Raw genomic sequence first — 12,245 nt, 5'->3', positions numbered from 1 at the left:
CCCCCGTTAGCATAAGCAGGAGTAACGGTAATGGTAGCCGTAACCGGTGCAGTACCGGTATTGACAGCAGTAAAAGAAGCAATATTGCCTGAGCCACTGGCAGCAAGGCCGATGGAAGGAGCATTGTTCATCCAGTTATAAGTGATAGCTCCCCCTGTTGTCGGACTGGCAAAGTTTACCGCTGTTGTCAAAGCATTATTACAAACCACCTGGTTAGGAACAGCCGTCACGGTAGCGGTCGGGTTCACGGTTACCACATAATTAAAAGCAGTACCCGTACAACCATTGGCTGACGGAGTAATGATATAGGTTACATTCACAGGTGAAGTAGTAGTATTGATCAAAGTTTCTGTGATGCTGTTAGCTGTCTGTCCTGTTACCGCAGCATTACTGACTCCGGTTACTGCAGCTCTGCTCCAGGTATAGGTTGTTCCGGTCACCCCGCTCGTGATATTATAGTTTTGTGCAACACCGCTACATTGAATGTTAGTTGCTGCACTGGTAACAGTTGGGGTAGCTGACGCAACTACTGTTACCGTTTTTGTAACAGGAGAGCAATTTGTATTATCGGAAACAGAGACTGTATACAAGCCTGCTGTAGCTACAGTAGGTGATTGTAAGGATGACGTGAAACCATTTGGACCAGTCCAACTATATGTATAAGAAGGATTGCCACCTGTTGGCGTTGCTGTTAAGGTAACACTAGTTGGGCCACCCGAACAAATAGTAGGATTGGAAGGTGTTATAGCAAGGTTTAAAGATGGATAAGAGTAAACTCTTATTGTATCAGATACAGATCCTGAAGAGCAGCCATTAACTGAGCCAGTAACCTTATAATCGATATAAGAGGGAGCTCCGGGAGCCGTAGTAACAGAAACGGTATCGCAACCTGTAGTGCAACTTAGATAGGAGTTATAAGCACCCGTTGTTCCGGGATAAATGGATGTCCAGGTAACTGAACTTTTCTGCATGCCTTGCACACCCATCTTCCCGGCACAGTTTCCATCTGCTCTTATTGCAATATCAGCAGATCCCGAATATCCCCGGCTGGCTGACAAAGTATAAATCGGTTGATCATTGCCGGTTTTGCAAAAGGTGATGGAAAAAGTCGGCACCCCGGAAACACAAAGTTTAGTGCCTAGGGATGTAGCAGGACCACAATTAACCTGGTAAAAAGCTGAATTGCCTGTTGGAGCAGGATTTGCAACATCAAATCCAAGTTGGGTAGAAAGGGGATTAACAGTAACATCAAACTTAATACAATTTGATGAATTACAGAAAGCTCCATTTCTCGAAATATTGGTAATATTCCAATTGGTATCGGGTTTAGCAGAAAGGTCAACAGCAAAAACGGAAGTTTGAGCTTTCGATCCATTGGTAAAGAAGGCAAGTAAAAGAATGCAGAAAAGCAATAGATAATTAACTTGCCTCATGAGTGGTATTGCCAGAATTTTTTCAATACAGACAAAGGCTTTCAAGCTTTGCTAATAATAAGAACAAAGTTTAGCTTGTCTTTATGTAAGGGTTTTTATAAATCATTTTTAATTAATGTGTGGCGCAAGCACACAGTACTTTTATTGTGATATAACGAAATTTCAATGAAAAAAGTATAATCGAATCAAAGTATATTTAAAACATTTTAAAAAGAAAGAAAGCTTTTATTTGAATCGTTTGCAAGAGTTGCTAGTGATTTATGAGGAATATTTTGAAAGGAAATTATTGCAATTTGCAGTTTTGATTAAAGCTAAAGCAGGGAAATGATGATGTAGATTTATGAAGAAATAGAAGTCGGGCACTAGTGATAATAGGTTAGCAATTATACTGAAACTATACGTACTTATTATTTACTGTGTACACTTGCCATAGCATAGCTTTAATTCTTTTTTTTAATAAAACTTTTTAATTTTTCACTTTAATCGATTGTAGTTAATTAAGTTTTTAGAAATACTATAACTTGAGAAGAAAGCAGATATCTGACAAGGCTTAAAATCGTTTTAATAACAAAGAGAGTATTTTCAAAAGCTTTTATTTTTCAAACGCAAAATGCAAGGTTAGTCAATAGACAAAAGAATGATTTCAGCAATTTTTTCAATTTCTTCCACCGTGATAATAAGGGGGGGAGCAATACGCATACAATTTGGTGCAAACAAAAACCAGTCGCTCACCACTCCTCTTTCAATGCAACGGTTAATGGTTCTATGACAGATTTCAAGATTATCAAATTCAAGTGCAAGCCATAGACCTGCAGAACGAACAGTATTTATTTTTTTATGTTTAAGCAATCTAAGAAATAACTGTTCTTTGTTCTTAACTTCTTCGATCCAGTTATTTTGCAGTAGGACTTTCATAGCCGCCATACCTGCAGCACAACTTACGGGGTGACCGCCAAAAGTTGTAATATGACCAAGAACCGGATTGGTGGTTAAAGAATTCATTAATTGAATATCAGCAATAAAAGCACCAAGCGGCATTCCTCCGCCCAAGGCCTTACCAAGTAGCAAAATATCCGGCACTACATCGTATTGTTCAAAAGCCCACAGACTTCCTGTTCTTCCAAAACCTGCCTGTATTTCATCAAAAATTAGTAAAGCACCGTGTTCTGCACATTTTTTTTGCACGCATTTTATCCATTCAGGTATCGGCTTGTTTACCCCGCTTTCTGCCTGTACAGTTTCTACTATTACACATGCGGTATTATCATCAACAGCATTTATTAATGTATCGCTATTATAATCATAATGAAAAATATCTGGTAATAAAGGCCTGAAAGCATTTCTCCAATACTCATCTCCCATTACGCTTAGTGCACCTTGGGTGCTGCCGTGATACGCTTTGTTGCATGCAATAATTTTTGACCGGCCCGTTACTCTTTTAGCCAGCTTCATTGCACCTTCTGTTGCTTCAGCACCGCTATTGGTAAAGTAAACACTGTTTAAAGAAGCAGGGAGATGGTCAGTAAGCATTTTTGCATATGCAACCTGTGGCGTTTCAATAAATTCTCCATAAACTATTAAATGCATGTACTGATCTACCTGGTCTTTTACAGCCTTAATAACCTTGGGATTGCTATGACCAATATTGCAAACGCTAAAACCAGAGATGAGGTCTATATATTCTTTACCATTTACATCCCACATTTTTATGCCCGCAGCCTTTACAATTTCCAAACCTATTGGAGCAGGAGATGTTTGTGCTACATGACTTAAAAATAACTGCCTGTTGTTCATAAAAAGTTGAAGATGTACAATGATGTTTCCATCACAATATAGGCAAATGTATGTAGAGGAATTGTTTTGTTGACAAATCGAAGTATGGACGTTGATGGAAGGTTAACAGAGTTCGGTACAATTTATTATCTTCGATTAGATATGTTGATATTCAGTATTATCGTATCAATTCAATAATTACCAGGACGGTCTAACAAGAGTCAACCTTCAACTTCTGTTTATGGCTTTAATTCTTTCTGTAAATGATAAAATGCCTGAACTTGGTTCCGGATGTTTTGTAGCGCCTAATGCCACTATAATAGGAGACGTAATCATGGGCGATGGATGCAGCGTATGGTTTAATGCAGTTATACGTGGCGACGTAAACAGCATAAGAATGGGTGATAAAGTAAATGTTCAGGATGGTGCGGTCATACATTGTACATATCAAAAGAACCCTACAAATATCGGTAACAACGTCTCTATCGGACACAATGCTATTGTGCATGGGTGCACTGTAAGTGATAATGTGCTGATAGGAATGGGAGCTATAGTAATGGATCGTTGCGTTATAAACAGTAATACGATTATAGCTGCAGGAGCAGTGCTTCTCGAAGGTACAATTGCAGAGCCGGGAAGTATTTATGCCGGTGTGCCGGCTAAAAAAGTTAAAGACATTTCCGAGGAAAAAATCAGTGGCGAGATTGACCGTATTGCCAACAATTACATTAGATACGCTTCCTGGTTTGAAAGATACAATGCCTGCAACGAACATAATAATTCCGATACTTTTTTATAAAATCGATTTTTAAATTTTTCCTGAATTTGTCTTTTTATCACTATGGTAGAATTATCGCAAATACAAGCAAATCCCTGGAAAAAGCTAGTAGTAAAGATTTATGAAAAGATAAGTCCGCTGTTTTCAATCGTGTCGTGTTGCAGGATATTGGATGCAGGGTAGGAAAGGATTTTGAGCGAGATCGACAGGATTTTAAAGTCATCAAAAAAAGAAGAAAAATTTCAAAATTGACCTAAAACTTGTATCGATATTCGAAAGTGATTTTCAATAACTTTTGTCTTCCATTGTATCTAGGATCGTGAGGTAACTTACGTATCTATCTACGTGAATTTGTCCTTTATCTAAAGCATCTTTTATCGCGCAGCCCGGTTCATTTATATGCATACAATTATTAAATTGGCAATTATTTAATCGTTTTCTCATCTCTGGAAAATAATGCGAAAGCTCCTGCTTCTTTATATCAACAAGTCCAAACTCCCTCAGTCCCGGTGTATCTATCACCTTACCTCCAAACGGCAGATCAAACATTTCGGCAAAAGTAGTAGTGTGCATTCCTTTGCCACTCCAGTCACTAACTTCTTTTGTTCGTAAACTCAACTCTGGGAAAATTGCGTTTATTAGCGAAGATTTTCCTACCCCGCTATGGCCGCTTAGTAATGTTATTTTATCAAATAAAAGATTTTTTACCTCATCTATGCCCTGGTGGTTTACTATGCTGGTAAGAAGAACTTTATAACCAATATTTTCATAAATGCTTTTTAATTCCTCAAACTTTTCAAATTCCTTTTTACGATAAACATCTGCTTTATTAAAAACAATAACTGCAGGCAGATGATAAGATTCACAAGAAACAAGGAATCTGTCAATAAATCCCTGAGATGTTTTAGGGTCTCTTAAGGTTGCAAACAAAAGGCTCTGGTCAAGATTTGAAGCAACAATGTGGTGTTGGTTTTTGTTGTGCGGGGAAACCCGGGCGATATAATTTTTACGGTCATAAATTTTGGTAATGGTTGCAGTACTCTCCAGCTCATTTTCCAGTTCCATTTCTACAATGTCACCTACAGCAATAGGGTTTGTAGACGTTAATCCGCTGATTTTTAAAACACCTTTTATCCTTGCATTAAATAGCCGTCCGTCCTCATTTTTTGCTATATACCAGCTTCCGGTTGATTTATAAATAAGCGCCTTCATGTAATCGAAGTTAAGGCAAGAGGAAATGGTTTTTCACCAAAAAGGCGACTTTTTGGTTTTTAGCAATTAATACTATTTCCGAAAACTTTATTCTTTTGTGAAGGAAACCAAGAGAAGCAGACTAGCAAAATGGATAAAATATTAAGTTCTTTCCGATGATATTACCCCTCTTTCGAGCCCACATATCGACGTTGAAAAGATAAACTAAAATGCCCAACTAAAAAGCCGGGCATTAAAAATATTTCTTTTGATGGTATTAGAAATCGAGGCCTAAAGCAAAGTACCACATAGGTTTTCCATTAAATATTCCATCCATTGGCCAGGCTGCATCTACCTTTAAAAAATATCCTAATATGGTGCTCCTTGCTCCAAAACCATATCCGCCTGCAAATGGCCCAATGCCACCAGCCTTTGTCTTTAGGGTTATAGGATTATTGGCATCTCCGGTTGTGTATGTAACACCTGGTCTTGCCCACTTATCATATTTGCCATTCCATGCAGTACCTAAATCAAGGAACTGGATCAGTTGAAAATTTCTAAGGAAAGCATTATTTATAGGTTTATTAATCAGTGTTGAAAAGACAGGGAGGCGAAGTTCACTGTTCATCACGAAAGCATTGTTACCGTTGGCAACGTTTTGCTTAAAGCCCCTAAGATTAACAGCCAGGGTTTGGAATGCATAATTTTGATCAGGAGCTGGCCGGTTTGCATTATTAAATTTCGGGCTTAGCCATCCATCTACGCCGCCTAAATAATAGATAAGTTTGCGATCTCCCCAACTAAAATCTGCAGCAGCACGAACTGCCCAGATAAAGTTTCGGTAAATGGGTAAATAATGCCTGGCATCGAAACCAAAGTTGTATGTATAGCCGGCGTGAACACTGTCATTAACAGGCATATTGATATCCATATACACTTTGTAGCGCAACCCATGCCATATATTCTGTGTAGGATTAATGGTGTTATCATGAACATACTCAATTCTTCCTAACGCATACTGTGTAAGGATATCAGGATAGGCAAGACCATATTGGTCAGGTACTCCTTCCCCTCCTCCAAAATAATGAAAAGGCTTTACTATCGTTCTGTCACGGCGGTAAGCGATTGTTGCACGTAAACTTTTTACTTCATTCAACGGGTAGCTACCATTAAACTGGTAAATATTTGTATTGAACTGTGCATTGTAACCTTCGCTCGGATTTGAGCTTAAACCCACTCCTCCGTGATTGATTGTTCTGTAGTAGGTTAAGCCCCAGTCGAAGCGTTTTCGATAATTCTGAAATCCAAAAAGGTATTCATTATCCCTCAAATTGGTACCCAGCCTAAAACCGCCTATAAATTTAATGTCTTCCATCAGGTCACTTACACTTGCTCTGAATGTGAAGTTTAAATTTGAACCATTGCCTAATTGTATTGGGCCACTACCTCCTGCATAAGGCTGATAGCGGTTTATGAGAATGTTATTGGAAACTCCGCTAACTATGTAGTCATTACTAAATTTAAGCCTGTAATCAAATAGCCTGGAGCGTTGCAAAACAGTTTGCTTTGGTACTTCGTACACTTTATATGCGGAAGCAGCAGAATCTTTCTTTTCATTTTCAAATTCACTTTGAAAAACAGGGCTGGTGTTTGCAGCAGTTGTATCTGTACTGTTATAGATAGTGGCCTTTCCTTCTTCTGCTCTCCTCTCAGCTATTATTTTTTTGAGGTATTCGGTAGGCCGTGCATTTACATTTCTTTTTCGTAATGCAATAGAATCTACTTTCAGCTTATATAAAAATTTAGTATCTCCCTGCCGCGTTACTTCGCTTACCTGCCCTCTGTCTCCTGCAATTCTTGTCTCAAGAAGGCTGCTCTGGTAGTTTGTAATTGGAAAGGTATACGTAGAGTCTTTAGTAACCTGGAACATGCTAATGCTATCGGGCTCATTTTTCTGCCACGCAACCAGTGTCGAATCAAGATCTTTATCAGAAGGATTGTGTAGAACTTCATCACCTATATAGAACAATGTATCAAGACCTTCTCTCTGAGTCGAGAAAAAGCCCGCCCACCGGTTGCCCACGCCATTTTCATCTGAAACAAACGTAAAATGGTTCACATTGTATTGCATGGGGTATCGGGCATTGCCATACTTTAAATTCGTTAACTGGGTTATCTGTTTCTTAGTCAGATAGTCAAGAAGAAATATATTATAACGGTTGTTGCTGGGCAATACTGTGTCGCTGCTGGGTGCATCAGGCCCAGGACGATTACTGGCGAAGATGATTCCTGTTTTGTTTGGAAATGATACGAACGATGCATCAAGATCGTCATAAACGTCATTAGTAAGCTGTTCTAGTTTGTTTGCTTCTATTTTATACGTGAATATATCGGTATGACCATTTTTAACAGCCGTTAATAGAAGAGTATTTTTGTCAAGCATAAACTGAACATCGAGAATCTGATCAAGGCCCTCTATCTCCTGTTTGTAGTTCTTGTAATTGGCAATAACATCATAGACAAACATTTTTATTTTTCCATTTTCCCAATATATTACTGCTACTCTTGTTCCCTTGCCGTCCCACGCCATTAAAGGGTAATTGGGGTTTATTTCTGTTTTTTGTGTTCTTACACCGTATTTAAGTAGCGTCTTAGCCAACTCGTAATTTTCATAATAACCCACAGAGTAGATGCCCTTGTTGTACTGTGCCACTACATAATTAAAACTGCGGGGATTTGGATTTGCCTGGAAGCGAAAAAAATCTTTTCGGTTGTTTACATCTTCGGTTACTGCAATCGTTCCTTTAGGCACATTTCTCCGTTGACGGATATCTTTAAAATATTTGTCCTGCTCGTAGCTCATAAAGTCAGAGAGAAGTTCTTTAAACTTCTTTTTCGCTATTCGTTGTGATGCACTGTTGAGACTTTTATAAATGCGTGTGAGGTATAAAAAGTAACCGACATTCTCCTTTTTGTATTTTTCATCCACATAGTACCAAAATGCAGCTCCTGCCAGTAAAGGCTTATCAAAAGCGAACTGGTAAAAGTTTTTGTAACTGTCTCCAAGCATTGCGCTTTTCAAATCATTATCTTTTCGAGTGCTCCATCTCTCGGCAATGTAACTTACATAACCGTCCGTTAGCCATTGCGGCAGGTCAAGCAAGGCGTGATTACTTGCAAATTCTCCTATATCTTCTCCAAATAGTTGGTTCTCAAGTAAAGTACGGGCAATTCCTTCTCTTATCTGCCGTTTAAGATCAGCATGATTACCATTAAAATAAATGACCATTTTATTATTAACCAGCTTAGTCATGCCGCCTCCCTCTACATTCATGAGGTCAGTACCAAGACCAATATTAGTGCTCCGATAATCATTGTAATTGTTGTAAACTACAATATTTATGCTTCGCTGAAGAGAGTATTCGACCTGAGTCTCAATTCCCGGCAGTTCCTGCTCCGCTACCTGCAAAACGTATTTGCCCAGTTCAAGGCCTCCCTGATTAAAATAAGTGTTGAAATTAGGCGATTGATAAAATTTCCAAATAAATTTTTTGTGCTGTATCCTGTTCTTGCCAAATTCGACTGCATTTACCTGTGACATTGCGGTAAAAGAAAAAAGACAAAAACCAATTAAAGCGATTATTCTACTGCTCATACTATTAACTTGCATCTCCAATTTTTAAAGTTTTAAAATTAGATAAAAACATTGTAATCTTCCTTAAATTACATTTATGTTAACCGTTAAGATTTTTACTTTTAATCCGACTGCAGAAAACACATATATAATTTTTAATGAAGTAAAGGAAGCAATAATTATTGATCCCGGATGCTATTTTGATGAGGAAAAGCAAAAGGTAAAAAATTTTATCCAAAGAAGTGGTTTGCAACCTGTTCAGCTCTTAAACACCCATTGCCATTTAGATCACGTTTTTGGCAATAAGTGGATTTTTGAAACCTATGGTCTTGAATTATTCATACATCCAAACGAAGAGCTTGTTCTGAATTTTGCTCCGCAGTCAGGACAGATGTGGGGATTGCCGTTCGAAAATTACGATGGCCCTCTTCATTTTCTTGAAGATGGTGATATTATAACACTCGGTGATCATGAACTGCAGGTTTTGCTTGCTCCGGGGCATTCACCCGGAAGTATTTGTTTTTACGACGAAGAAGACAAATTTGTAATAGGAGGCGATGTATTGTTTAAAGAAAGTATTGGTCGTACAGACCTTCCCGGCGGCAATCATGCAGCCCTGCTCGAAAGCATACGAAATCAATTATTTGTTTTACCGGATAACGTAAAAGTATATCCAGGCCATGGGGAAGCTACAACCATAGGATACGAAAAAACGCATAACCCTTTTTTACATAGCTAGAGAAATATTACCATGCTTTTTCCAAGATTGTAAAACCAGCAATAGAATATGTGATAGAAAAATGAGATTACAGAAAAAGCCTGGTAAAGGTTTTTGGGGGCAGTAAGTGACAACAGCTTTCAACAGATGCCTAAGCCCAGACCCTTAAAAAGCAATAGTGAACAATTTTTACATAAAATTCGGTTATTCTATTTTCTCAATTCATTGGCAATTAAAAGATTTTTATTTGCCCTACATTCGCTTGTAAGTTTTTTGTAGTAAATTCTATATGCATGAAGAAATTTCTTCTCTTTACGGGTGTATGTATTTTTTCTTTCTTTTCTGTTAAAGCCCAGGTATTAGATTCTATGATAAAGGTGTACGCTGACCAGGTTCCTGAACAAAAAGCGTATGTGCATTTTGATAAAGACCTATACATGGCCGGCGAAACCATTTGGTTTAAGGCGTACTTGTTTTCTGGTTTTAGCCTAGCGGTAAACAGTAAAAATTTTTATGCTGAACTTGTAAATGATAAGGGAATAGTTTTGCAGCGAAAAGTGTACCCGATAACCGAGTCGGCAACTGCAGGAAATTTTGATCTTCCTGATTCCTTGCCGGCAGGAAACCTTATCTATCGCGGCTATACCACCTGGATGCTCAATTTTGATACAGCATTTATTTTTCAAAAAACTATTCCCATAGTTGATAGGAAAGGATTAGCTGATAATCACAAATCTATCACTCCTGCTGCAAAGACAACATTATTGCAGTTTTTTCCCGAAGGCGGTAATTTGGTCAATACACTAGAATCGGTGGTCGCTTTTAAGGCTAATGATGAATATGGTATGCCAATTTTTGTAAGAGGAAATATAGTAAATAGTAAAGGCACTGTAATCACTTCGTTTTCTGCAGAGCATGATGGTATGGGGAGTTTTGCTTTTACGCCTCAGGCTAATGAGAATTATAAGGCTACATGGACTGATGCTGCCGGAACCCAGCAAACAACACCTTTGCCTCAGGCAAAACCACAGGGATGTGTATTAAAAATGTCGGGGCTGGGAAAGAAGAAAGTTTTTACTATAAACCGCACACAGGATGTGCCGGCAGAATGGAAAAATGTAAATATAGTAGCATTGCTAGGACAGCAAAGGGTGTACAAAGCTAAAGCGAACCTCGAAACCACCTTGGCTACAAGCGGTGCTATTCCTGTCGGAGACTTTCCATCAGGAATATTACAGGTTACTGTTTTTTCAGAAAGCTGGGAGCCAATAGCTGAGCGGATAATTATGATTAATAACGACAACTATAAATTTGATGCAAAGCTCAACACCCCCGAGTTAAATACAAATTTCAGGGCAAAAAATACTTTTGAAATTGCAGTAGACGATACACTTCTTTCAAATCTTTCTCTCGCAGTGACAGATGCCGCGATAGGTAGGCAAACGTATGCCGATAACATTTATTCGCGAATATTACTTACGGGCGATATTAAAGGATATGTAAATAATCCCGCTTATTATTTTTCTGATACTTCTGATAGTGTAAGCGCTCACCTTGATCTCGTAATGCTTACACACGGCTGGCGAAGGTATAACTGGAGCAACCTTGCCGGAGGCCGGAAACCTGCTTTAAAATATCCAAACGAATCATTTTTATCTTTGGAAGCCAGAGTGTTTGGGGTAACAACTGCCTCTCCTCTCAGGAGTGATGAGGAGATACTTATTTTTCTGCAGCAAAAAGATTCTTCCACCCAGTTGTTGCAGTTGCCAAAAGTAGGTGTTGATAAATTTTCAATTCCTGACATTATTTTTTATGATACTGCTACCGTCCACTACCAGTTTATGAAAGATAAAAAAGCGGAACAGGAAATGAGTGTTGCTTTTGCAAATAACCTGTATAAGGGGGCGAAAAAAATAAATGTTGCCAACAGGCCTGTAAGTATTCAATTAGATACTTCGATTCTGTCAAGAACAAAATTTCTTGCAGACAAGCTTGCAAAATATGGTAGTAAGTTTAACGCAGGCGGAACTGTATTGCAAACGGTAACTGTAAAAACAAAAGTGAAAACGAGACTGCAGGAGCTGGAAGATAAATACACAAGTGGTTTGTTTGAAGGCGGTGATGGCTATTCCTTTGACCTTGCAAACGAACCCGTAAGCGGGATGTATGATATATTTACTTATTTGCAGGGAAAAGTTGCAGGTCTTCAGATAACCGGAACAGGTGCTAATGCTACTGTTAGCTGGCGCGGTAGTGCAACTTCGCTTTTTTTAAATGAAATGCCGGGTGATCCAAGTATGCTTTCTTCGGTTAATATTAATGACATAGCATACATAAAAGTTTTGCGCCCTCCTTTTATGGGAAGTTTTGGTGGTGGTGGTGCCGGTGGCGCTATCGCTGTGTATACCAAAAAGGGTAGTGATGTAAAACCAACCCCCGGAAAAGGCTTAGCAAAAACTATTGTAACTGGTTACTCTTCTGCAAAAGAATTTTATTCGCCTGATTATAAAGACTTGTCTGCCTCAGCCGATGTTGCGGCGGATTATCGTTCTACCCTTTATTGGAATCCTGCAATTTTAACTGATAGTACCAGGAAAAAAGTAAGAGTTGAATTTTACAATAATGATATAACAAAAGCATACAGGGTTGTACTGGAGGGTGTAAATGAAGTTGGCAAAATGGTTAGGATAGAAAAGGTTATACAACAGGGAAAATAAC

At 38.5% G+C, this 12,245-nt stretch carries 7 protein-coding genes; 3 read left to right on the top strand and 4 right to left on the bottom strand.

The window, feature by feature from the left end; translation table 11 throughout:
* Positions 1-1,433: PKD-like domain-containing protein (locus B154_RS0127230; RefSeq protein ID WP_026260482.1), on the bottom strand; the 1,433-nt coding region annotated here is incomplete at its 3' end.
* 618 nt (positions 1,434-2,051) lie between these two features.
* Positions 2,052-3,227, bottom strand: coding sequence for an aspartate aminotransferase family protein (locus B154_RS0127225; RefSeq protein ID WP_018617540.1), 1,176 nt, complete (start codon positions 3,225-3,227; stop codon positions 2,052-2,054).
* Positions 3,228-3,447: 220 nt separating this feature from the next.
* On the opposite strand from B154_RS0127225, the gene B154_RS0127220 reads away from it, so the two are divergent.
* Positions 3,448-4,005 carry a gamma carbonic anhydrase family protein gene (locus B154_RS0127220; protein WP_018617539.1) on the top strand — a complete coding sequence of 186 codons (558 nt, stop codon included), beginning with the start codon at positions 3,448-3,450 and terminating at the stop codon, positions 4,003-4,005.
* A gap of 264 nt (positions 4,006-4,269) precedes the next feature.
* On the opposite strand, the gene rsgA is transcribed toward B154_RS0127220, so the two are convergent.
* Positions 4,270-5,196: a ribosome small subunit-dependent GTPase A gene (gene rsgA / locus B154_RS0127215; RefSeq protein ID WP_018617538.1), complete on the bottom strand. Its 927-nt coding sequence runs from the start codon at positions 5,194-5,196 to the stop codon at positions 4,270-4,272.
* Positions 5,197-5,452: 256 nt separating this feature from the next.
* A complete protein-coding gene (locus tag B154_RS0127210; RefSeq protein WP_169337701.1) occupies positions 5,453-8,845 on the bottom strand; it encodes a hypothetical protein in 3,393 nt (1,130 codons plus the stop codon).
* A gap of 61 nt (positions 8,846-8,906) precedes the next feature.
* On the opposite strand from B154_RS0127210, the gene B154_RS0127205 reads away from it, so the two are divergent.
* Both B154_RS0127205 and B154_RS0127200 read left to right on the top strand, forming a co-directional pair.
* Positions 8,907-9,548 (top strand): MBL fold metallo-hydrolase, encoded by a 642-nt coding sequence (locus B154_RS0127205; RefSeq protein ID WP_018617536.1) that lies wholly within the window; start codon positions 8,907-8,909, stop codon positions 9,546-9,548.
* Positions 9,549-9,820: 272 nt separating this feature from the next.
* Positions 9,821-12,244: a hypothetical protein gene (locus B154_RS0127200; RefSeq protein WP_018617535.1), complete on the top strand. Its 2,424-nt coding sequence runs from the start codon at positions 9,821-9,823 to the stop codon at positions 12,242-12,244.
* The last annotated feature ends 1 nt before the right edge of the window (position 12,245 follow it).

Origin of the sequence: Segetibacter koreensis DSM 18137 (assembly GCF_000374045.1) — a bacterium.
GTDB lineage: Bacteria > Bacteroidota > Bacteroidia > Chitinophagales > Chitinophagaceae > Segetibacter > Segetibacter koreensis.
Note: the sequence above shows the minus strand (reverse complement) of the source record. Positions and strands in the feature narration are given on the sequence as shown.